Annotated in this window: 22 protein-coding genes and 1 other annotated feature; of the genes, 1 reads left to right on the forward strand and 21 read right to left on the reverse strand. The window is 35.1% G+C overall.

All coding sequences use genetic code 11. The annotated features are described in order from the left end of the window. Positions 1-77 precede the first annotated feature (77 nt). The 12 genes from EB239_RS13930 to EB239_RS13985 form a co-directional block, all read right to left on the reverse strand. Positions 78-584: an NYN domain-containing protein gene (locus tag EB239_RS13930; RefSeq protein ID WP_003870681.1), complete on the reverse strand. Its 507-nt coding sequence runs from the start codon at positions 582-584 to the stop codon at positions 78-80. Then, a complete protein-coding gene (rlmB, locus tag EB239_RS13935) occupies positions 584-1,327 on the reverse strand; it encodes a 23S rRNA (guanosine(2251)-2'-O)-methyltransferase RlmB (protein ID WP_003870682.1) in 744 nt (247 codons plus the stop codon). The genes EB239_RS13930 and rlmB overlap by 1 nt, the downstream gene beginning before the upstream one ends. 9 nt (positions 1,328-1,336) lie before the next feature. Beyond that, positions 1,337-1,765 carry a Mini-ribonuclease 3 gene (locus EB239_RS13940; RefSeq protein WP_003870683.1) on the reverse strand — a complete coding sequence of 143 codons (429 nt, stop codon included), beginning with the start codon at positions 1,763-1,765 and terminating at the stop codon, positions 1,337-1,339. Further along, positions 1,750-3,150, reverse strand: a complete 1,401-nt coding sequence (gene cysS / locus EB239_RS13945) for a cysteine--tRNA ligase (protein ID WP_003870684.1) — start codon at positions 3,148-3,150, stop codon at positions 1,750-1,752. The genes EB239_RS13940 and cysS overlap by 16 nt, the downstream gene beginning before the upstream one ends. Beyond that, the gene (gene cysE / locus EB239_RS13950; RefSeq protein ID WP_003870685.1) at positions 3,137-3,802 is read right to left on the reverse strand and encodes a serine O-acetyltransferase; all 666 of its coding nucleotides are present in this window, start codon (positions 3,800-3,802) and stop codon (positions 3,137-3,139) included. Before cysE ends, cysS begins: the two co-directional genes overlap by 14 nt. 34 nt (positions 3,803-3,836) lie before the next feature. Next, positions 3,837-4,052: a binding site (T-box leader), on the reverse strand. Further along, a complete protein-coding gene (gene gltX, locus EB239_RS13955) occupies positions 4,050-5,507 on the reverse strand; it encodes a glutamate--tRNA ligase (protein WP_003870686.1) in 1,458 nt (485 codons plus the stop codon). It overlaps the preceding feature by 3 nt. A gap of 376 nt (positions 5,508-5,883) precedes the next feature. Further along, positions 5,884-6,123: a hypothetical protein gene (locus EB239_RS13960; RefSeq protein WP_003870687.1), complete on the reverse strand. Its 240-nt coding sequence runs from the start codon at positions 6,121-6,123 to the stop codon at positions 5,884-5,886. A 93-nt stretch (positions 6,124-6,216) separates the two neighbouring features. Continuing rightward, complete coding sequence (locus EB239_RS13965) at positions 6,217-7,929, reverse strand: proline--tRNA ligase (RefSeq protein WP_003870688.1); 1,713 nt, start codon at positions 7,927-7,929, stop codon at positions 6,217-6,219. A 44-nt stretch (positions 7,930-7,973) separates the two neighbouring features. Further along, on the reverse strand, positions 7,974-8,471 hold the full coding sequence (gene ispF, locus EB239_RS13970; RefSeq protein ID WP_003870689.1) for a 2-C-methyl-D-erythritol 2,4-cyclodiphosphate synthase: 498 nt from the start codon (positions 8,469-8,471) through the stop codon (positions 7,974-7,976). After that, on the reverse strand, positions 8,464-9,708 hold the full coding sequence (locus tag EB239_RS13975) for a lipase family alpha/beta hydrolase (RefSeq protein WP_003870690.1): 1,245 nt from the start codon (positions 9,706-9,708) through the stop codon (positions 8,464-8,466). The genes ispF and EB239_RS13975 overlap by 8 nt, the downstream gene beginning before the upstream one ends. Positions 9,709-9,774: 66 nt before the next feature. Continuing rightward, complete coding sequence (gene ispD / locus EB239_RS13980; RefSeq protein ID WP_003868427.1) at positions 9,775-10,458, reverse strand: 2-C-methyl-D-erythritol 4-phosphate cytidylyltransferase; 684 nt, start codon at positions 10,456-10,458, stop codon at positions 9,775-9,777. 82 nt (positions 10,459-10,540) lie between these two features. After that, complete coding sequence (locus tag EB239_RS13985) at positions 10,541-11,644, reverse strand: PIN/TRAM domain-containing protein (RefSeq protein WP_003868426.1); 1,104 nt, start codon at positions 11,642-11,644, stop codon at positions 10,541-10,543. Between the two features lie 282 nt (positions 11,645-11,926). On the opposite strand from EB239_RS13985, the gene EB239_RS13990 reads away from it, so the two are divergent. Next, entirely contained in the window at positions 11,927-12,322 is a 396-nt protein-coding gene (locus EB239_RS13990; protein ID WP_003870691.1) for a nucleoside triphosphate pyrophosphohydrolase family protein, read from the forward strand. Between the two features lie 26 nt (positions 12,323-12,348). On the opposite strand, the gene radA is transcribed toward EB239_RS13990, so the two are convergent. The 9 genes from radA to EB239_RS14040 form a co-directional block, all read right to left on the reverse strand. Continuing rightward, a complete protein-coding gene (radA, locus tag EB239_RS13995) occupies positions 12,349-13,710 on the reverse strand; it encodes a DNA repair protein RadA (RefSeq protein WP_003870692.1) in 1,362 nt (453 codons plus the stop codon). A 46-nt stretch (positions 13,711-13,756) separates the two neighbouring features. Further along, positions 13,757-15,022, reverse strand: a complete 1,266-nt coding sequence (locus tag EB239_RS14000) for an Nramp family divalent metal transporter (RefSeq protein WP_003870693.1) — start codon at positions 15,020-15,022, stop codon at positions 13,757-13,759. 95 nt (positions 15,023-15,117) lie between these two features. Continuing rightward, positions 15,118-15,582: a metal-dependent transcriptional regulator gene (locus tag EB239_RS14005; RefSeq protein ID WP_003870694.1), complete on the reverse strand. Its 465-nt coding sequence runs from the start codon at positions 15,580-15,582 to the stop codon at positions 15,118-15,120. 127 nt (positions 15,583-15,709) lie between these two features. Continuing rightward, positions 15,710-17,122, reverse strand: a complete 1,413-nt coding sequence (ltrA, locus tag EB239_RS14010) for a group II intron reverse transcriptase/maturase (protein WP_129545166.1) — start codon at positions 17,120-17,122, stop codon at positions 15,710-15,712. A gap of 444 nt (positions 17,123-17,566) precedes the next feature. Further along, positions 17,567-20,017, reverse strand: a complete 2,451-nt coding sequence (locus EB239_RS14020; protein ID WP_003870696.1) for an ATP-dependent Clp protease ATP-binding subunit — start codon at positions 20,015-20,017, stop codon at positions 17,567-17,569. 12 nt (positions 20,018-20,029) lie between these two features. Next, positions 20,030-21,049: a protein arginine kinase gene (locus tag EB239_RS14025; protein ID WP_003870697.1), complete on the reverse strand. Its 1,020-nt coding sequence runs from the start codon at positions 21,047-21,049 to the stop codon at positions 20,030-20,032. Positions 21,050-21,058: 9 nt separating this feature from the next. Continuing rightward, positions 21,059-21,574 carry a UvrB/UvrC motif-containing protein gene (locus tag EB239_RS14030; RefSeq protein ID WP_003868421.1) on the reverse strand — a complete coding sequence of 172 codons (516 nt, stop codon included), beginning with the start codon at positions 21,572-21,574 and terminating at the stop codon, positions 21,059-21,061. A gap of 14 nt (positions 21,575-21,588) precedes the next feature. Continuing rightward, positions 21,589-22,053: a CtsR family transcriptional regulator gene (locus EB239_RS14035; RefSeq protein WP_004404897.1), complete on the reverse strand. Its 465-nt coding sequence runs from the start codon at positions 22,051-22,053 to the stop codon at positions 21,589-21,591. A gap of 166 nt (positions 22,054-22,219) precedes the next feature. Next, positions 22,220-22,411, reverse strand: coding sequence for a hypothetical protein (locus tag EB239_RS14040; RefSeq protein ID WP_003868419.1), 192 nt, complete (start codon positions 22,409-22,411; stop codon positions 22,220-22,222). Between the last annotated feature and the right edge of the window lie 11 nt (positions 22,412-22,422).

Consider the following 22,422-nt stretch of genomic DNA (forward strand, 5'->3'; position numbering starts at 1 on the left):
ACCGCCCCCATTTATTATTCCGGCAACTTTATACGTTATAATTATACATTATATTGGTAAAGGTAGTCAAGCTAATTTTAACTGTTTTCTGCCATTTTGCGCAGTTTTTTTACTATTTCATTATCAAGTCGCTCTTCCAAATTGTCTTTATAAACTGTATTCACATAGCTTTTTTTATGTCTTTCAATATATCTATTCATTTCTTCATAAAGTTCTTTTGCAGACATTCTTATTGCACCATGAGCTAAAACCACCTGCTGCACAGTCCAATCGGAACTTACCACAACAACCTGTTCTTTTTTCGCTAATTCTACTACTTTTAACTCTATAAAGTGATCTGCCGATTCTCCTTCTTTTGTGTAAACAACCTCAATACCATTGATTTCTTCATGTTTTTCTAGACTTCCTTTTACATACATTGCATCAAAAACTAATATTATATTTATCCCCGAATATCCTTTAAAATCAGCCAACATATCTATTAACTTGTCCCGCGCATCTTCCAAATTTTTTTGCGCTTCTTCTTTTAGTATCTGCCAGTTGTTTATTACATTATAGCCGTCTACCAACATGTACAAGGACATCACGCCTTACCTTTTCTTTTTGATACTACCTGATAAATCAAAATGGAGGCTGCTACAGAAGCATTTAAAGAATTTATTTTACCTTTCATCGGTATCTTAACCACAAAATCGCAATTTTGTAAAACCAATTTAGAAACCCCTTTTCCTTCACTGCCAATTACAATAGCAAGAGGAAAATCATAATCCAGCTCTTCAAAACTTTTTCCCGCATTTACATCTGTTCCAACAATCCATAAGCCTCTTTCTTTTAAACCTCGTATTGTATTGTTAATATTTGATACTTTTGCTATTCTCATATGTTCTACTGCTCCGGCAGAAGTTTTTACAACAGTAGCATTTACTCCTACAGCCCGCCTTTTTGGAATTATTATCCCATGGACTCCAAAAGCCTCTGCGCTTCTTATAATCGCACCCAAATTGTGAGGGTCTGTTATCTCATCTAATATCAACAAAAAAGGCTTTTCTTTCCTTTGTTCAGCATATTCCAAAAGGTTATCTACATCGAAGTATTTATATACAGCACCTACAGCCACGACCCCTTGGTGATTTTGACTACCGGCTAATTTACTTAAAATATCATTATCAGTAGTAGAAACTACAATACCTGCTTCTTTGGCAAGATTTATTATCTTTGAAATATTTCCTCCTGCTGTTTTAGAAATGTATATTTTTTCAATTTCCTTCCCACTTTTTATAGCTTCGATTACTGGATTTCTACCAAGAATTACATTCTGCTCTTCCATAATCATCACCTATTCTTCAATAACTTGTACAGAAAGCTCAAGAATGTTTTTTAATCTTTCAAATTCTCCTGCAAGATATAAATAACCTAGCAAAGCTTCAAATCCCGTAGCATACCTATAGGCCTGTACTTCTACTCCTTTAGGCATAGTATTAGACTTTACATTTCTTCCTCTTCTAACTACGTCTTTTTCCTCTTCTGTGAGAAAATCATAAATTCTTTTTACAGATTCTGCCTGAGATTTAGCTTTTACATACTTAACTGTCTCTTTGTGCAAAAAATTAACAGACCGATTTTCTTTTGCTGCAATCATGGTGCGAATGTATAAGCTATACACAGCATCTCCAATAAAAGCTAAAACAAGGGGGGATAAACTTAACACCCCCTTCTTCGTAAGCAACTCTGAATTTTCTAAAAACCCCATCATACTCTTTTCCATCTTACTCCCTCTGGCGTATCTTCCAAAATTATTCCCTTTTCTCTCAGTCTATCTCTTATTTCATCAGCTAACTTCCAATTCTTTTCTTTTCTTGCTTTTTGCCTTTCTTCTATTAATGCAAGTATTTCTTCGTCATTGAGCTCAGTCTCCACGCCTCTGTAAGAAAGTCCTAAAACTTCTGAGAGTTTTAAAAACATATCTAAAATATATTCTACCAATTTCTTTGAAGAATTTCTACTGAGATTTGCATTGGAGGTTTTTGCCATTTCAAACAAAACTGATATGGCATCCGCAGTGTTAAAATCGTCATCCATTGCCTCTTCAAATTCTTTTTTATATTCTTCAAACTTTTCCATCAACTTCTTCTCTTCTTCGTTTAATCCCCCATCCTTGCACACATTGGCCAAATGTTTTAAATTGGCCACTGCATTTAACAATCTTTCATAAGCAGAATTTGCCTGCTCCATTAAATCTAAACTAAAATTAATGGGGCTTCTGTAGTGAGCCATAAGCATAAAAAGTCTTAAAACTTCAGGATTGTATTTCTCTGTTATTTCTCTTACTGTAAAGAAATTCCCTTTAGATTTTGACATTTTTTCATTATTTATATTTAAATACCCTATATGCATCCAATATTTAGAAAATGGTTGTTCATATGCTGTTTCACTCTGAGCAATTTCGTTCTCATGATGAGGAAAGACCAAATCAGGACCACCAGCATGGATATCTAAAGTTTTGCCCAAATATTTCGTAGACATAACAGAGCATTCTATATGCCATCCTGGCCTTCCCTTTCCCCATGGACTGTCCCACGCAGGTTCACCGGGCTTTTGAGCTTTCCAGAGAACAAAATCCAATGGATTTTTCTTTTCTTCATTTATCTCAATTCTTGCGCCTGCCTGCAATTCTTCTATATTTTTGTGAGAAAGCTTCCCGTAATCCTTAAATTTCGCAGTTTCAAAATAAACATTTCCATTTACCACATAAGCATATCCTTTGTCGATTAAAATCTTTATAAATTCGATTATATCTTCTATATGCTCTGTAGCTTTAGGATGAACTGTTGCTCTTTTTATACCCAAATTATCTGCATCTTTAAAATATTCGTCTATATATTTTTCCGCTACTTCTTTTGTAGTAACATTTTCTTCTTGGGCTCTTTTAATTATTTTATCGTCAATATCAGTAAAATTTTGAACGTAATTTACTTTATAACCTTTATATTCTAAATATCTTCTCACCGTATCAAATACAATAAAAGCCCTCGCATTTCCTATGTGGATGTAATTATATACAGTAGGTCCACAAACATACATGTTCACTATCTTATCATTTAAAGGTTCCAATTCTTCTTTTGTCCTTGAAAGAGTATTATACAGCTTCATCTTTCTCTTCCTTCCTTTCAATTAAAATTTGCTCTAACCTTTCAATCCTCTTTCTTAATTTTTGCAATTCCTCTTCCACAGGGTCAGGAAGTTTACCATGCTCTAAATCCACCACATATGGAGAAGCTATACGTATATTATCTTTTTTTACACAGCGAGCAGGTACTCCGACTACTGTGCTATTAGGTGGTACATCTTTTAAAACAACTGCACCCGCACCAATTTTAGAATTTTCTCCTACTACTATAGGGCCTAATACTTTCGCACCACTTCCTATAACCACATTATCTTTTATAGTAGGATGTCTTTTACCTTTTTCCTTTCCTGTACCTCCTAAAGTTACCCCTTGATATATTGTCACATTGTCACCAATCTCTGTAGTCTCCCCTATTACAACTCCCATACCGTGATCGATAAAAAATCTCCTACCTATCTTAGCACCGGGATGTATTTCAATCCCTGTGAGAAATCTATTAAACTGCGAAATAAGCCGGGGAATTAAAATTAAACCTTTTTTATGCAAATAGTGGGCAATTCTGTGTAGTATTATAGCGTGGAGCCCGGGATAACATAATATAACCTCCAGCACGCTTTTGGCAGCAGGGTCTCTTTCAAAAATAACTTGGATGTCTTCTTTTAAAGTTTTAAACATACCAAACACCTCCTTAAAAATTTACCCCCCTCATCTCAGAGACGAGGGGGGACTCCCGTGGTTCCACTCTGCTTGAGTTTTAAACTCCACTCATTTTAGATAACGGCAAAGGCCGGTAACCCCCTACTCAAAGTTCAGGGATACAGCTCGGAGATGCACTTCTTATAACATATCCTCGAGCTACTCGCAGCCTATGGTAGCTCTTCTCTGAAGGCTTATGTTACAATACTCTTCTCCTCATCGCTTTTTACTTTATTAAATTTATCGCTTTTTTAAGCCTATTTATCACTTTATCCTTCCCCAAAAGAGGAATAATCTTCACCAATTCAGGTCCATGGTCTTCTCCTGTTACTGCTACTCTGATTGGCATGAAAAATTCTTTCCCTTTTACATTCGTTTCTTTTTGCAATTTTTTAAGCAAATCTTTAACATATTCCTCTGTTATTTCATCAGCTTCCTCTATGGCTTTTTTAACTGCTTCTAGTACAGTTTTACTATTTGGACTATTCAATATTTTCATCGTTTCATCAGTATACTCAACTTCTTCTACGAAAAACATCTTAGCTTTCTCAGTAATTTGAGCCACATATTGGAGTCCATCTTTGTAAAGGAATATTACATCCTTTAGCCAATTATACATCACATCATCTATTTCGTCAATGTATCCTGCCGCTTTTAAATGAGGAATAGCCAAATCAACAATTCTCTCAATAGAACTTTTTTGTATATATTGTTGATTCATCCAATTAAGCTTTTCAATGTCAAAAACAGGATTAGCACTGTGAATCCTTCTGAAATTAAATTTCTTTATTATTTCTTCTTTTGACATGATTTCTACATTATCCTCCGGTGACCAACTTAAAAGAGATAAAAAGTTAAACATAGCTTCTGGCAAATATCCCAATTCTCTATACTGGCCTATATAAGTATTCCCATGCCTTTTAGAAAGTTTAGTCCTATCTGGTCCCAATATTAAAGGCGCATGGGCAAACTTAGGAATTTCAAATCCTAAAGCCTTGTAAATGAGTATCTGCTTCGGAGTATTGTATATATGGTCTTCTCCTCTTATGACATGGGTAATCTTCATAAGAGCGTCATCTATTACAACTGCAAAATTGTAAGTAGGCATTCCGTCTGATTTGACAATTACCATGTCCCCGCCTAAAGTATCACTTTTTATTGTAATTTTTCCTTTTATCATGTCTTCAAACTCTATAACTTCATCGTCAGGAATAATAAACCTTATTACAGGTTTTCTTCCCTCTCTTATAAAGGCCTCTTCTTGCTCCTTTGTAAGATACCTACACCTTCCAGAATAACGAGGTATATCTCCTCTTTCTACTGCATTTCTTCTATCTTCTTCTAATTCCTCCGGAGTGCAATAGCATCTATATGCCTTTTTTTCTTCAATAAGTTTCTGGGCAAATTTATGATAAATTTCAAGTCTTTCACTTTGCCTATAAGGACCATAGGGACCTGGTTTGTCTGGCCCTTCGTCCCATTCTATACCTAACCACTCTAATTCTTTAAAGATTAATTCTTCAAACTCTTTTGAAGACCTTTCTAAGTCCGTGTCTTCAATCCTTAAAACAAAAGTAGCCCCTTCACTTCTAGAAAAAAGATAATTAAATAAAGCAGTTCTTATATTCCCTATATGAATAGCTCCAGTTGGGCTTGGCGCAAATCTAACCCTCAAATTGCTCATGTGTGTCACTCCATCCTTTTTTAGTTAATACTTTATACTAGATTTAATTATAACAAATTTTGCGCTTTTTAAAAGATGAAGTGACAATTGTGTGTGTAAAATTTTGTAGATTAGGTGACGTTTTGCGCAAAGCGCGCGACTTGACTGCCCGGCACTCAAATAAACTTGCTATTACTTTGCTTTGTGATTATATAACATGTTTATTTGAGTGCCGGGAAACTTAGCGAGACCGAAAGATGAAGGCGGGGCCGGAGGCGGGCACCTGAGGCATGGAAGCCACCTGACGTAGGAACCCCGCCGGAGTCTGAGGTCGAGCGTTAGTTTAGCCTGTGAGGTCACCGGAGCAAGTGGTGCAAAACGTCAGCTTTAAAAAACTTTATTTTAAATTCATGTATTTTACCTTCACTGTAGGAATAGCACTTAATTCCTCCGCCAATTCCTCCATAAATTTTTGTTCTCCTCTTACATTCAAAGTAATGAAACCGCTGCCATTTTGTGAATCATGTATTCCAAACCTTGCAATTATCTGGTCTCCGTGCTTTGTCAAAACTTCTTGAACTTTTGGGCCAAATTCGCTCCTTTTCTCCACACTAATACCCATTATATAAATATTCACAAGAGTCCCTCCTTTTTATCAACCTTTTGACAAATATTTTTTCACATACAAACTTTCTTTATGCAAAATAAGGGATTCCTTTCAAGGAACCCCTCACATCTTCTCTTTTATAATATTTTTCACCTTTTCTACAACATCAGAAATTTTTACCTCTTCTGCTTCTTCTTTTTCTCTCAATTTTATTTCCACTATTCCATCATCTACTTTTTTCCCTACTGTAATCCTTATAGGTATTCCTAACAAATCGGCGTCATTAAATTTGACACCAGCTCTCAAATCTCTATCATCTATTAAAACCTCTATTCCCTCTTTTTGCAAAGCAGCATATATATCTTCGGCTACTCGATTTTGAGCTTCATTAGAAACATTCACAGGTACTATAATCACATGATAAGGTGCAACACTCATAGGCCATATAATACCTTTCTCATCATGGTGTTGCTCTATAATAGCAGCAACCGTTCTATTAATTCCTATTCCATAGCAGCCCATTATAATTGGCTTTTCATTTCCCTCTTCATCTACATACTTAGCTCCTAATGCATCACTGTACTTTGTCCCCAACTTAAAAATATGTCCTACTTCTATACCTCTGTCAATTTTAAGCAGTGAACCACACCTTGGGCACTTATCTCCTTCAATAACATTCTTGATATCTGCCACAACATCAGCTTTAAAGTCTCTACCATAGTTGACATTTTTAATATGATAATCTGTCTCATTTGCTCCTACTATAAAATTCCTCATTTGCGGAATCTCATTATCTACTATTATCATTACTTCTCCTTTTAATCCTATAGGTCCTGCAAATCCCACTTTTGCTCCTGTAACCTTTTCAACTATTGATGCATCTGCCAATTCTAATTCCTCTTCTCTTATTCCTAAAATATTTAAAAGCTTTGTTTCGTTTAAGTCTCTATCTCCACGAACTAATGCTGCTATAACGTTGTCCTTTGCCTTGTATATAAGAGTTTTTACAAATTTATCAGGAGTAATTCCCAAAAAATTAACCAACTCTTCAATTGTTCTAACATTTGGTGTATATACTTTTTCTTTTGGCAACATCTCTTCATCTATTTCTTGGTTGATAAGGCATTCTGCCTTTTCCTCATTTGCAGCATAACCACAATTGTCACAGTAAGCTATTACTGCTTCCCCTACACCAGAAATTACCATAAACTCTTTTGAGTCTTTTCCTCCCATAGCACCTGAATCAGCTTCTACGACCAAATATTTAAGTCCACATCTATCAAATATTCGGCAGTAAGCCTCATACATTTTATTAAAGGACTTATCCAACCCTTCCCAATCCACATCAAAGCTGTAAGCGTCCTTCATTATAAATTCTCTACTTCTCATGACGCCAAATCTCGGGCGCCTTTCATCTCTAAACTTAGTTTGAATTTGATATAAAATAAGAGGAAGCTGCCTATAAGACTTCACTTCATTTCTAATAAGGTCTGTAAAAACCTCTTCGTGTGTAGGCCCTAAGCAAAAGTCCCTTTCATTTCTATCTTTTAGCTTAAACATCTCAGGGCCAAATACATCCCATCTTCCACTTTCTTTCAAAAGTTCTGCTGGAATAAGAGCAGACATTAATACCTCTTGACTGCCAGCTCTGTCCATCTCTTCTCTTACAATTTGCTCCACTTTTCTAAGTACCCTTTGTCCTAATGGCAAGTAAATATATACCCCTGAAGCCAATTTCCTCATCAATGCAGCCTTTAACATTAAAATATGGCTGGGAATTTCAGCTTCAGCAGGAATTTCTCTTAAAGTCGGAACTAACAGCTGCGATAGTCTCATCTTCATCCTCCTAAGTACATAATTTTAAGTAAATTTTATTTTACCTACTTTTTTATGTCAACACCTAATTCTTCTAAACTGACAATAACATAGGCTTTTATTCCCTCTTGTCTACCTGTAAAACCTAATCCTTCCTCTGTTTTTGCTTTTACATTTATTCTTTCTTTCTCAATTTTTAATAATTCCGATAATTTTATTCTTATTTGCTCTTTATAAGGAAATAACTTAGGCCTTTGCGCTACAATAATACAATCCACATTATTTACTCTGAATTTATTCTCTATTATTGCCAACACTTTTTTTAATAAAAGGCTACTATCAATATCTTTATAGGCTATCTCCGTATCAGGAAAGTGCTCCCCTATATCCCCTAAACCAGCTGCTCCTAAAATAGCATCAATTAAGGCGTGTATCAAAACATCTGCATCAGAATGGCCTGCCAAACCTTTATCATGGGGAATTTCTACTCCCCCCAGTATTAACTTTCTTCCTTTTTCAAACTTGTGGACGTCATATCCCAACCCTACTCTCACTTCAACCATCCTTTACTCTAAAATTCCCTTCTTTATCAACTTCTAAACTCATGCTTACACCTCTTGCAAAGCGAGATGTTTTAATCTTTCTTACAAAATTCCCCTTATTAGTCTCAATATATACCTCCGAAACAAAAGGCTCTCTTACAGAAATGCGATATTCTCCTTCAGGTTTTAAATTTAGATGCCATGTGTATTTTCCCAAGATATCATAACTTGTAGCATTTTTACTTCTGTCCAGCACCACAATTTTTTTGTCTGTTATCATGCTCAAATATGATACAACTTTTTCTAAAATAGAAACTTGTGGCCTTTCTTTAACACCCAATATTTGTTGCAAATAAGGAATAGAATCATTTAAAATCCCAATATGACCTGTTTTTACAATAAATTTTTCTCCTTCTACCCCTAACGCGCTCTTTTTAAGGACTGTACCGTCCCCTTTATCGTCCCTTATTACACCTACTGGCTTGCCATCTGGCCATACTATCTCACTTACTGGTTTTTCTACTTGAATAAACTTATTAGTATATATTCCATCTCCTGAAAAAACATAGATTTTCTTGACTCTGTCGTATAAAACTCCTACTTGCTCATTTAAACTATTCAAAAATTCATTTATAACTTTCATATACTCAATATTTTTAAACAAAATTTTATCATATCGAGTAGGATACATAAAAATATAATTCCCATATTCGCGAGAAGGCATTAAGTCTTTCACAGAGGGGATATATTTTCTAATAACAGTTATGGCATCACTCTCTCCTTTTATTTTTGAAAAAATCCACAAAAACCCTTTAAAGAGCATGTTTATAAAATCATCATCCTCTGGGGCTACAGTACCCCCTTCCCAACCATAATAAGCATTTGCCGCTCCAAAATGGGGAGTAGCTAAAAATATCAATCTATCCACATCAAATTGATATTTATCGCTTTGAATATAACTTCTCGCCAAAAGTCCTCCCATGCTATGGCATATCAAATCTACTTTATGGCTGCCAGTCTTAGCTTTTGCCTCTTCAATAGTCAGTTTAAGGGTATCAACAGAATTCGGCACACTTTTCCACCATTCATAATAACATATAAATAGATTTTTCCCTTCTACTAAGCCTAATTTGCCCAAATTTTCTATAAAAGGATTATAAGCATAAGCCGCAGGACCAAAACTCCATATTTTCCCTAAAGGAGTTGGAGTAAAAATAGAACCAAACATCCCGTGTACAAAAACTACAGGGTTATCCATAAAATCACCCTCATACAATTTAATAGAAAATTCTCTATTAAATTATATGAGGATTCGCGAAAAACGTTATTTTTTTAAAAAAGCCTCTGCTACAATCAAATCCTCGGGCGTAGTTATCTTTATATTTCTATAGTCCCCTTCAACTACTTTTACCTTATAACCCAATCTCTCCACTAATACTGTGTCATCTGTCCCCAAAAAACCATCCTCCAGTGCCTTTTGATGAGCTTTAATAATCAAATTCCTTTCAAATACCTGAGGGGTTTGAATTGCCCATAAATATTTTCTATCAGGGGTATTTAAAATAAAATTTTTCCCATCAACTACTTTTATAGTGTCTTTGACAGGTACTCCCAATGCTACTGCTTTATGCAAATAAGCTTCTTTTAAAGCTTTTATAACTGTTTCTTTCTCAATTAAAGGCCTTGCTCCATCATGAATTGCTATAATTTCGCAATCTTCCTTTGTATTTGTAATTCCATTATAAACAGAATACTGCCTTTCACTACCTCCTTCTACTAATTTAATTGGTTTTTTGAAAATATACTTTTTTACTACATTTTCTTGGCAATATTCCATTTCTTCCTTTGATACAACAACAACAATTTCCTTAATCCAATCAATTTCATCAAAGGCTTTGAGAGAATAATACAAAACTGGTTTACCTGCTATAGTAAGGTATACTTTATTTACTGTGTGCCCCATTCTAATGCCTTTACCTGCCGCCACTACAACTGCACTTGCATTCATTTTCTCTACCTCACAAGTAAAATAATGCACACTCCAATTATATCATTTCCCCACAAAAAAACACAGGTTTCCCTGCGTTTTTTCATATAGCCTTTTCTTGTTCTGCTTGTTTGGGCTTTGCAAATATCATCCTCCCTGCGGCAGTTTGCAAAACACTAGTAACAAGCACTTCTATAGTATTACCTATGAATTTTTTACCACCGTCTACAACAATCATCGTGCCATCGTCCAAATAAGCAACTCCCTGCCCGGCCTCTTTGCCATCTTTAATAACTTGCACCACCATTTCTTCTCCAGGAAGAACAATTGGTTTTACCGCATTGGAAAGTTCATTTATATTCAAAACAGGGACCCTGTGAAATTCCGCTACTTTGTTTAAATTATAATCATTAGTTATTATTTTGCCTTTTAGCATTTGGGCAAGTTTCAAAAGTTTTGTATCTACTTCTGCCGCATCAATTTCCTTATCTACAATTTCCACTTTGATATTTAACTCATTCTGTATTTTATTTAAAACATCCAGTCCTCGTCTACCCCTATTTCTCTTTAAAGAATCAGAAGAATCCGCAATATGTCTTAATTCCTCTAATACAAAAGCCGGAATTATTAAAGGTCCTTCAATAAAGCCTGTCTTACATATGTCAAATATCCTGCCATCTATAATTACACTGGTATCCAAAATTTTTGGGATTCCACTATACTCGTTTTTAACAGTCTTTTGCGGTCCCAATTTTTTCATAAAGGAAAACACATTTAAAATATCTTCTTTTTTCTTTAAAGAAATTCTAATGCCTAAATACCCCAAAAATAAATTCAAAAGAATTGGCACTACTTTACCTACAATAAAAATAGAATAGAGAGGCGCGCTTAGTAAATTAGCCACAATAAGCCCTACTATTAACCCAAATGCTCCTATTAAAATTTCATCAATCGGCATATTCTGAAGTTTTGCTTCCAACCACTGTTCAAAGTCTTTCCCCCACTTTATAAATTTAGGAGAAATGACATAAAATATGATTCCACCTATTAAAGTACCTATAATATAAGCTATCACTGTTGAAAAATAATTTAACTGTATAGGCACAAAGTTCTGGTCTTTTACAAGATCTAGCAAAAGCTTTGTCAATTCAAAACCCGCCGCCATTCCCAGTAATCCAATTCCACTTCTTATAATTTTATACAACACTTTTTCACCTCCTATCTCTATTATTGGCTATTTTTCACATTATTATAAGCAGTTTGGGGGAATAATTAAAAATATTTCACAATTTTTACACGTATAAAGTGGTTGTTAATTACAGTATACTACTTATGTAGATGGATTGTCAATTTAACAAAAGATTAAAATTACATTAATGCTATATAATGTATTTAAATGCCATTCTAAATATTGACATGGTAATGGTTTAAGTCTATAATAAAAGCAAGAGAAATCTTAAAAACTCATAGAACGGGAGTGGACAAAAAAATGAAGGATATTATTGTAGACGACCTTCAAAACACAGTAGATGAATACCTTCTGCGCCATAGAAGTATTATGGATATAATGACAAAAATACAAGAGAGCAGTGCCCGCATAAATAGAGCTGTTGCTAAATCAGTAACCGAGTGCGGTTGCATAAGGATAAATGCTAGCAAACAAGAAACTCCCCCGGATGCAACTTTGGAAGAGGCCCACAAATATTTCAAAACCCATCTTGAGGGCCAACTCTGTGAAAACTGTAAAGAAGTTATAGAAGCAGAAATAGGTAACAATATCTTTTACATAATCGCTTTGTGTAATGTTTTAGGACTTAATTTTTACGACATACTCCTAAAAAAACACAAAGAGTTAAACACTTTAGGCATATTTAACATGTTATAAAATAAGCGTCTTCCTTAGGAAGACGCTTATTGTTTTATCTTTCTTAAAAAATCCATAATTTCTTTTATATCTCTTACCTTAATAATTTTTATATTCTCAAACTTTTTTATTTCTTTTGTTTTCATCTCAGGAATAAAAACTTGAGAAAATCCCATCTTTTGTGCTTCACCTATTCGTTTATCTATATTGCTGACTCCTCTCACTTCTCCCGTCAATCCCACCTCTCCTATAAAACAAACATCTTCAGGAATAGGTATATTAAAATATCCAGAAAGAGATGAAGCAATTATTCCAAGGTCAGCAGCTGGCTCTTGAATTTTCATTCCTCCAGCCACATTTACATATGCATCAAATTGCGAAAGATTTATGCCCAGTCTTTTTTCTATAACTGCCAAAAGCAATATAAAACGATTGTAGTCAAATCCAGTGGCCATTCTTCGCGGCACTCCAAAAGTAGTCTTACATATCAAAGACTGCACTTCCATTAAAATTGGCCTCGTCCCTTGAATAGAACATACAACAGCAGTCCCTGAAACATCTTTCGGCTTATTTGAGAGAATAAATTCAGAAGGATTGCTTATCTCACAAAGCCCATCCTCCTCCATATCAAAAACTCCTATTTCGTGAGTTGCGCCAAAACGGTTTTTTACAGCCCGCAATATCCTAAAAGACTGGGTCCTATCCCCTTCAAAATACAAAACTGTGTCTACCATATGTTCCAAAACTTTAGGGCCTGCTATTGCCCCTTCTTTTGTAACATGTCCTATCAAAAAAATACTTATGTCTTTTTGTTTTGCAATCTCCATCAGCCTTTGAGTCACTTGCCTTACCTGAGACACACTTCCTGGTATTGTCTCACTTTCCTCAGTGTACATTGTCTGTATAGAATCAATAATAACAAAATCCGGCTTATTCTCATCAATTTTTCTCTCTATCTCTTCTATATTTGTTTCGCACAAGAGATATATTTGTTGCTTTTCTTTCAAAATTCTATCTGCCCTCAGTTTAATCTGTTGAATTGATTCCTCTCCTGACACATAAAGTACCTTTCTGTTATCAGAAATATTACCTGCTACTTGTAATAGCAAAGTAGACTTCCCAATTCCTGGGTCACCACCTATTAAAACAAGAGAACCTTTTACAATTCCGCCACCTAAAACCCTGTCAAACTCTTCAATCCCTGTCTTTATTCTTTCTTCTTCTGAAAAAGTTACATCTTCGAGAAGAAATATTTGCGATCTATCTTTATTTTTCCTAAAATTTTTTGAATCCTCTATCGTTTCTTCCTCAAAAGAATTCCAGCTGTCACAATTAGGACATCTTCCCATCCATTTACTGCTTTCAAAGCCACACTCTCTACACACAAATTTTGTAGTTGATTTGGCCATACCTCCACCATCTTTCGCAAAATTCTCTTTTAATTATATCACACTTTTAAACCTCTCCCATAAAAGTGAAATACAGAAGCAGCCCATTTAAAAAGATTATAACAGAAGCCACAATTATGCCAATGACTTTTTCAATGGGTGTGTTTACAAATTCTCCCATAAACTTTTTCTGAGAAGTAATTAAAAGCATTGGTATTATAGCCATAGGAAGTTCAAAACTTAAAATTACTTGGCTTATGATAAGGGTTTTCAAAGGGTCAATACCTAATAAAATAATTATTAGTGCTGGCATCATGGTTATAAGTCTTCTTACATTTAGTGGAATATTTAACCCTACGAAACCTTTCATTATAGTCTGCCCTGCCATTGTACCTACTGCAGATGATGACAAACCAGAAGCCAAAAGTGCAATGCCAAAAGCCCAACTGGACAAAGACCCTAACAATGGTTTTAAAGACATGTGAGCCTCTTCAATAGACTCAACCACCATGCCGTTTTTATAAAAAACAGCTGCTGACACTATTAACATAGCCGCATTTATTATAAATGCTATATTCATTGCTACTAAAATATCTATCTTTTCCATCCTCAAATGTTCCTTCTTTTCTTCTAATGTATTTCCTGTATTTCTATATTGAACTAACTGGGAATGCAAATAAATCACATGAGGCATTACTGTCGCCCCTAATATTCCCACAGCTATTAGCATAGCTTCTCCACTTGGTATAGAAGGAATTATAGTATGATACATCACTTTTCCCCAATCTGGTTTTGCCAAAAAAAGCTCAAAAGCATAAGAAAGGCTAATAATAGCAACTAAAGCAAAAATCACTATTTCAACTATCTTTTGACCATATTTTTCTAAGTAAACAATGATAAATGTGATCACTCCTGTCAAAAGGCCTGCATACATAAGAGGAATGTGAAAAAGCAAATACAATCCTAAAGTACCACCTAAAAACTCCGCCAAATCTGTAGCCATAGCCGCCAATTCTGCTGCTATCCACAAAAGCCAATTAACTTTCCTTTTAAAAATCAAATTACACATTTCCGGTAAATTGCGTCCCGTTGCAATTCCTAATTTTGCAGACATATTTTGCAAAAATATGGCCATAATATTGCTACAAAGTACCACCCATATTAAATGGTAGTTAAATATAGAACCCCCACTTATATTCGTGGCAAAATTTCCAGGATCAACATAGGCAACACTTACCACAAAAGCTGGTCCAAAATATTTTAAAACTTTTTTAAAGGTCTCACGGAGAGAAAAAAATTTTTTAGTCGCTATGATGGACTCACGATTTTCCAAATAAATCCCCCCATTTTAGACAAAGCTAAATTTATTTGCCTTATTTAAAATATGTGTTTCTTTTTTGTCCTGTTACATAAAAAAACAACCCGCATTTACGGGTTATTTTTCTGATACTTTTCTTTTATTTCTGGATTTTCCTCCAAAAACCTATTAAATTTTCTCATTTTTTCTAGCGTTTCAATAGATATATTGTGTTCAATTAATTCTGTTTGCTCTAACAATCCCTCCTTAACCCCTAAATTTTTTAAAAATTCCTCCACAGTAGAATGCCTATCCAATAAAAACTTACCCATTTCTTTGCCCTTTTCTGTTAAACCTATCACTCCATATTTTTCATACTCCACAAATCCTAATTCCTTTAACCTTTGAAGCATTTTAGTAGTTGAAGGGGCTTTTACATTTAAAAGTTCAGAGAGAAGATTTACACGGATATATGGGTTTTTTAGACTTTCCCTATAAATCATTTCTATATAGTCTTCCATAGCTGATGTAAGATGTTTCCTCTCCTGGGAATGAATTTGGTAACCTCTTACAGTATAAAACCTATCTTTTTCCATATGCTCACACCTTTTTTAATCCTTCAATAGCATATATATTATCTTTAAATCGAGTAGGAGCTGAATAATTATTTTATTCAGCGTCCTCTCACACCACCGTACGTACCGTTCGGTATACGGCGGTTCATTAGGAATTGTGTACAATTAGATATCTTTGGGATAAACTCTTATAACCTATGCTTTCAAAGTATTTATTTGTAAGAGTCTTATTTAGGATTGGGCTATTGGATATTCTTAAGTCACCTTTCCTTGTATTGGCGTATTCCCAGGCTTTTTGTTCTTCTACTCCTAGTTTTACTAAGTTATCATGCTTCGTTTTTATCTTCTTCCATTGTTTCCATATACATGCCCTTAGTCTTCGCCTTATCCATTCGTCAAGGGTTTTCATTATGCTTTTCGCGTCTGCTAATCCAAAATAGTTGACCCATCCTGTTGTTATTTGATTTAGTCTTTTTATTCTGTTTTCCATGCTTATTCCCTTGTTCCGATTGGTTATTTCTCTTACTTTTTCCTTAAACCTTTTGATGGATTTTTCATGGATTCTTATTCTTACTTCGTTTTCTTTTGTATAGAATGAAAATCCAAGAAATTTTCTTCTCCATGGTCTATCTACAGCACTTTTTGCTTCGTTGACTTTTAGTTTTAATTTGCTTTCTATGAATTTCTTTATGCTTCTCATTACTCTGTTTCCTGCAGACCTGCTTTTTACATATATGTTGCAGTCATCTGCATATCGGCAGAATTTATGCCCTCGTTTCTCAAGTTCTTTGTCTAGTTCGTCCAACATTATGTTTGCTAATAGGGGACTTAATGGCCCTCCTTGGGGTGTCCCTTCTTCTGTTGATACTTTGATTCCGTTTATCATTACTCCTGATTCTAGGTATCTTCGTATTAACTTTAGTACTCTTTTGTCCCCTATCCGCTTTTCTAGTTTGGACATTATTATGTCGTGGTTTACTCTGTCAAAGAATTTTTCTAAGTCCATATCTACAACCCATGTGTATCCTTCATTTATGTATGCTTCTGCGGCTTTTATTGCGTCTTTTGCACTGCGTCCTGGTCTGAATCCATAACTGCTATCAGAAAATGTATGGTTGTAGACTTTATTTAGTATTTGGGCTATTGCTTGTTGTATTAGTCTGTCTAGTACTGTAGGTATTCCTAGTAGTCTTACTCCTCCATCTGGTTTGGGAATTTCTACTCTTCGCACTGGTTGTGGTTTGTATTTCCCCTCCAGCAGTTGTTGTTTTATGGTTGCCCAGTTTTCTTTGAGATACGGTAGAAGTTCATCTACTCCCATCCCATCGACTCCATGGCTTCCTTTATTTGCAACAACGCGCTTGTATGCTGCTTCCATGTTCCCTCGTTCTACTATCATTTCAAGCATCTTGCCGGTATATCTTTGTACCTCGTTTCTTCCATCTTCCGACGCCGATGATATACTATGCACTTCCGTTGTCTTTTGAAATTCCATTTCTCTATTCAACGGATAGCCTCTTTGTTGAGTTGTCTGCAGTCTCTGCATATCTTTCGAGTCCATAAGATTTCCAAAACCTCCTAACGTTCGGTCCTTCCTTATCTATTCATGTCTAGATAAGTACTATGACCTCTGCTGACTTCTCAAGGTTCAGCCATACATCACTGCATGGGTTGTCACTTCAGATTTTACTTCCATGACTTATCCTTGAGACCTCCCCGGGTAAGAACGATAACTTTCATCTCATATATCTGCCAGATTTACTGTATGGGATTCGGGTAGTGTTGGACTTCGTTTTGTTACGCAAACTCATCCATCCCAATTCAGCCTCTTATCTGGTTCTTGTTCATCAGACCGAGATTTTGCCTTAAGCTTCCTTCAGATTCCACCTCACGATGGACACCCTTGCTCTTGGCTAGTGGTTCCCACTACCAAGCCCACAGCGGACTTTCACCGCCTAGTTATCGCCCATGCCGGGCGCACATAAAAAAAAGACTTAGCACGAGGCTAAGCCTTTTGCACAGCATCTTTTTTTACAAAGTCTATTTTACCATCTTTAGCAGTTACAATAAGTTCATCTCCTGGTTTGACTTCCCCTTGCAACATCAATTCTGATAATTGATTCTCTACAATTCTTTGTATAACTCTTCTTAAAGGCCTTGCACCGTAGTTGGGGTCATATCCTTGTTTGATAATTTCCTCTTTGGCTTCAGGAGTAAACTCCAGTTTAATGTTGTTCTCTTTTAGTCTATTATTCAATTCTTTAATCATTATATCAGCAATCTTTTCAATATCTTCTTTTGAGAGTTGATGAAATACAATTATCTCATCCACCCTATTTAAGAATTCAGGTCTAAAGGTCTTTCTCAACTCTGCCATCAATGTTTCTTTTATTTTGTCATAAGAGGCTTTGTCTTCTTTTTCTTGAGGCATAAATCCTAAGGTAGATTGCTTTTTCAAAAGTTCTGCTCCCACATTTGATGTCATGATTATAACTGTATTTTTAAAGTCCACAGTTCTACCTTTTGAATCTGTGAGTCGTCCATCTTCTAATATTTGAAGGAGAATGTTAAACACGTCAGGATGCGCTTTTTCAATTTCATCCAGCAAGATTACTGAATAGGGCTTTCTTCTTACTTTTTCTGTTAATTGTCCTCCTTCTTCAAATCCTACATATCCTGGAGGTGAACCGATAAGTTTAGATACAGTGTGTCTTTCCATGTATTCTGACATATCAAGCCTAATCATAGCATTTTCGTCACCAAAAAGAGCTTCTGCCAAAGCCTTTGTAAGTTCTGTTTTACCAACACCAGTAGGACCCAAGAAGATAAATGAACCTATTGGCCTTTTTGGATCTTTTAAGCCTACTCTTGCCCTTCTTATAGCTCTTGCCACTGCTTCTACTGCTTCATCTTGTCCTATAACTCTTTCATGCAATACCTCCTCTAAGTGGAGCAATCTCTCTGATTCCTCTTCAGCTAACTTTTTAACAGGTATTCCTGTCCACAGAGATACGACTTGTGCGATTTCTTCAGGTCCTACACTTTTTTCATTAGAAAGAGAATTTTGTTGCCATTTAGCTTTTAATTTTTCTAATTCTTCTCTCAATTTTTGTTCTTCATCTCTTATTTTTGCAGCTTTTTCGTATTCTTGAGTTCTTATCGCTTCTTCCTTCTCTTTTATAAGGTCATTGATTTTATCTTCCAGTTCTTTTATCTCTGGAGGAGCTGTCACTGTCTTTAGTCTTACGCGAGAAGCTGCTTCATCTATTAAGTCTATAGCTTTATCAGGTAAAAATCTATCTGCAATATATCTGTGAGAAAGTCTAGCTGCTGCTTCTAAAGCTTCGTCAGTAATTTTAACCCTATGATGGGCTTCATACTTATCTCTCAAGCCCTTTAATATCTCAATAGTCTCCTCCACAGTTGGTTCATCTACAATTATTGGTTGGAATCGTCTCTCTAATGCAGGGTCTCTTTCTACATATTTTCTGTACTCATCCAAAGTAGTAGCTCCAACTACTTGAATTTCACCTCTTGCAAGTGCCGGTTTTAGAATATTTGATGCATCTATTGCACCCTCTGCTGCACCTGCTCCTATCAAAGTGTGCATCTCATCTATAAATAGTATCACATTTCCTGCCTTTATAACCTCATTTAATACTGTTTTTAACCTATCTTCAAATTCGCCTCTGTACTTTGTACCTGCTACCATAGAAGCCATGTCTAAAGTTACAACTCTTTTATCTTTCAAAATTTCAGGAATTTCTCCTTCTACAATCTTTTGCGCAAGACCTTCTACAATAGCAGTTTTACCGACACCCGGTTCACCTATTAGGACAGGGTTATTCTTTGTCCTTCTGCTTAAGATTTGTATAACTCTTTCAATCTCTTTTTCTCTTCCTATTACAGGGTCAAGTTTGCCGTCTCTTGCAAGCTCAGTTAAATCTCTTCCAAATTGATTTAAAGTAGGTGTATTGGTATTTTTAACTTTTGCAGCCTTTGCAGGTCCTCCTGCAGGCTCTTCATTAAGCATTTTTACAATCTCCTCTCTCACCCTATTGAAATCTATACCTTGTTCCATTAAAATTCTTACAGCAACTCCTTCGCCTTCTCTTAAAAGTCCTAACAAAATATGCTCTGTCCCTACATAGCTGGTATTAAATCTCCTTGCCTCACTAAGACTTAGCTCTAGTACTCTTTTTGCCCGAGGGGTATAACCTACGACGTCTCCTGGAATATTTCCCATTCCAATCAAAGACAATACCTTCTCTCTTGTAGTTTCATAAGTTACTCCCAGTTTTTTTAAAACTCTTGCTGCAATTCCTTCATCTTCTTTTAACAATCCTAATAAAATGTGTTCTGTCCCTACATAGTTATGATAAAAAGACCTCGCTTCCTCTTGAGCCAAATAAAGAGCTTTTTGAGCTCTTTCTGTAAATCTTCCAAACATCGCCATAACAAACACCTCCTATAAATTATCTTTTTTGTTTATTTGACTTACTACATATTCTGCCCTTTTAACATCTCTCTCATAGGGGTCTAATTGAATGCCATAAATTTTTTGTAAATTAGCTGGTTGTATATGTGTAGTGAGAACATCAATTTTATTTATATCCACATCTAATATTCCTAAAATTGTTCCTAATCTCACGTCAGACATTAAAGTCATGTATTCCTTTGTAGACATCACTTTTGCATGAGATAAAATTCCAAAAGCCCTTCCTACTCTATCTTCTATTTGAATTCTTTGTTTTTTGTATAAATCCTCTCTAGCTTTTCTTTCGCTAGAGATAATTTGTCTTGCTACTCCTTCAATATTTTCAATTATTTCTCTTTCGCTTTGGCCAAGAGTGACTTGATTAGAAATTTGATAAATATCTCCTAAAGCTTGAGTACCTTCACCGTATATCCCTCTCACTGCCATACCTATTTTAGAAACAGAGTTTAAAATATTGCTTATTTGCCCAGTGATAGTAAGAGCTGGAAGATGAACCATGACTGAGGCTCGTATCCCTGTTCCTACGTTAGTAGGACAAGAAGTCAAATAACCTATCTTTTCATCATAGGCATAGTCGATAGTTTCTTCAATCAAATCGTCAATTTTATCGGCAGTATCCCAGCTTTCATTAAGCCTTAATCCTTCTAATATACATTGTATTCTAAGATGATCCTCTTCATTGACCATTATACTCACTGTATTGTCATCTTTTATAAGAGCATAACCACTCTTTGTATTCTGTGAAAGGTCAGGGCTTATAAGGTGCTTTTCTACAAGTGATTGCCTGTCAATAGGAGTCAATTTCTTCATATCATATTCTACAAATTGGGTAGATAAAATAGTATTACTACCCAATATAGCCTTTCTAACCAAATCTATAACCTTTCGTCCCTGCTCTTCTGTCATAATAGTAGGGAAAGGAATATCTTTTATATTCCGAGCAAGTCTAATTCTACTGGACAATACCACATCTTTATCGTACTGTAGCATTTCGGTCACCTACTTTCCTAATTCTTTCTCCAATTCTCTGATTTTATCCCTTAATTCTGCTGCTTTTTCATAAGCTTCTTCTTTAATAGCTTTTTCCAATTGATATTTCAACTCCTCAATTTCTCTTTTTACTCTCATTTTACCGCCAGCTTTTTTAGGAATTTTCCCTCTGTGTTCTGTACTGCCGTGTATTCTCCTCATAAGAGGATTTAATTCTTCAGCAAAAGCATCATAGCAGAAACTACAACCTAATCTTCCAATTTTTTTGAAATCTTCGTAAGTCATACCACAGTGACTGCATTTCAAAGTTTTTTTTGTAAAGTCATCTACTCCAGGCAAAAAGTCCATTAACCCTGACAATAAATTTTGAACTGAAAAAGGTGTAAAAGTTGAAAAAACTTCTGTATTTAAAATTCCCTCTTCTGCTGCGCACTGGTCACACAAATGCATTTCAGTTTTTACTCCGTTTACTATTTTAGTGTAATGAACTGTAGCAGGCCTTATTTTGCATTTATCACACATCATAAAAATTACCTCCTTTACTTGTTGCGAGCAATTTCCATAAGCATTGCCTTAAGTAGTAATGCTCGCAACATATTCTTATCTTCCTGAGAAAAAGGAAGAATTTTATCATTAACTACAGCTTTCATCAAAGCTGCTTCCCTGGACGTTATAATATTGTGGTCTAAAAGAGCATCAATGTAGTATCTAGCTTTACTCTCAGAAATATTATCCCCTATGTTTTCTATTATTTTATTTATCCAATTGTTTGATATAGAAGTTTTATAAATTTTTATATAACCTCCGCCGCCTCTTTTACTTTCTATGATGTATCCTCTGTCAATAGTAAAACGCGTCTCTAACACATAGTTTATTTGAGATGGCGCACAATTAAAAACATTTGCTAATTCATTTCTTTGAATTTCTACATAATGCTTACCAGCCTCTTCCATTAGCTCTTTTATAAAATTTTCAATCAAATCACTAAGCCTTGCCATCGCCATCACCACGTCTCTTACTTTTACTTTGACTTTCTTTGACCTTCGAATATATTTTTGCATTTTTTTGTCCTCTCGTCAATAGCTTTTTCACGCTAAAGCAAGTGATTTTTTCTAATATTTTCATCAAATAATAAAAATATCTCTCATATTCTAAAATTTTCACCATTTTTCATTCATTTTCATAGTTTTCTTCCTCTTCATCTGCCAACTCTTGACGGTCTTCTTGATTTATAAGAGATGAAAAATTGCTTTTTCCCTTTAAATTCTTTCTATCTGTATTTTGGTAAGTCTCTTCTTCAAAAAAATTCCCTCTTACAGATTTATATAGCTTTCCTTTGAAAAATTTTTGACTTTTATTCATATCCTCCACCT

The organism is Thermoanaerobacter ethanolicus JW 200, from assembly GCF_003722315.1.
Lineage (GTDB): Bacteria > Bacillota > Thermoanaerobacteria > Thermoanaerobacterales > Thermoanaerobacteraceae > Thermoanaerobacter > Thermoanaerobacter ethanolicus.

Coding starts and splice junctions, on each gene's coding strand:
- cysS (WP_003870684.1), bottom strand. CDS start 3,150: ATGAAGCTGTATAATACTCTTTCAAGGACAAAAGAAGAATTGGAACCT.
- EB239_RS13930 (WP_003870681.1), bottom strand. CDS start 584: ATGTCCTTGTACATGTTGGTAGACGGCTATAATGTAATAAACAACTGG.
- rlmB (WP_003870682.1), bottom strand. CDS start 1,327: ATGGAAGAGCAGAATGTAATTCTTGGTAGAAATCCAGTAATCGAAGCT.
- EB239_RS13990 (WP_003870691.1), top strand. CDS start 11,927: ATGAAGGATATTATTGTAGACGACCTTCAAAACACAGTAGATGAATAC.
- ltrA (WP_129545166.1), bottom strand. CDS start 17,122: ATGGACTCGAAAGATATGCAGAGACTGCAGACAACTCAACAAAGAGGC.
- ispD (WP_003868427.1), bottom strand. CDS start 10,458: ATGAATGCAAGTGCAGTTGTAGTGGCGGCAGGTAAAGGCATTAGAATG.
- EB239_RS14030 (WP_003868421.1), bottom strand. CDS start 21,574: ATGATGTGTGATAAATGCAAAATAAGGCCTGCTACAGTTCATTACACT.
- EB239_RS13965 (WP_003870688.1), bottom strand. CDS start 7,929: ATGAGACTATCGCAGCTGTTAGTTCCGACTTTAAGAGAAATTCCTGCT.
- EB239_RS14025 (WP_003870697.1), bottom strand. CDS start 21,049: ATGCTACAGTACGATAAAGATGTGGTATTGTCCAGTAGAATTAGACTT.
- EB239_RS13940 (WP_003870683.1), bottom strand. CDS start 1,765: ATGGAAAAGAGTATGATGGGGTTTTTAGAAAATTCAGAGTTGCTTACG.
- cysE (WP_003870685.1), bottom strand. CDS start 3,802: ATGTTTAAAACTTTAAAAGAAGACATCCAAGTTATTTTTGAAAGAGAC.
- ispF (WP_003870689.1), bottom strand. CDS start 8,471: ATGGTTGAAGTGAGAGTAGGGTTGGGATATGACGTCCACAAGTTTGAA.
- EB239_RS14020 (WP_003870696.1), bottom strand. CDS start 20,017: ATGGCGATGTTTGGAAGATTTACAGAAAGAGCTCAAAAAGCTCTTTAT.
- radA (WP_003870692.1), bottom strand. CDS start 13,710: ATGGCCAAATCAACTACAAAATTTGTGTGTAGAGAGTGTGGCTTTGAA.
- EB239_RS14005 (WP_003870694.1), bottom strand. CDS start 15,582: ATGGAAAAAGATAGGTTTTATACTGTAAGAGGTTACCAAATTCATTCC.
- EB239_RS14035 (WP_004404897.1), bottom strand. CDS start 22,053: ATGGCGATGGCAAGGCTTAGTGATTTGATTGAAAATTTTATAAAAGAG.
- EB239_RS13975 (WP_003870690.1), bottom strand. CDS start 9,708: ATGGATAACCCTGTAGTTTTTGTACACGGGATGTTTGGTTCTATTTTT.
- gltX (WP_003870686.1), bottom strand. CDS start 5,507: ATGAGCAATTTGAGGGTTAGATTTGCGCCAAGCCCAACTGGAGCTATT.
- EB239_RS14040 (WP_003868419.1), bottom strand. CDS start 22,411: ATGAATAAAAGTCAAAAATTTTTCAAAGGAAAGCTATATAAATCTGTA.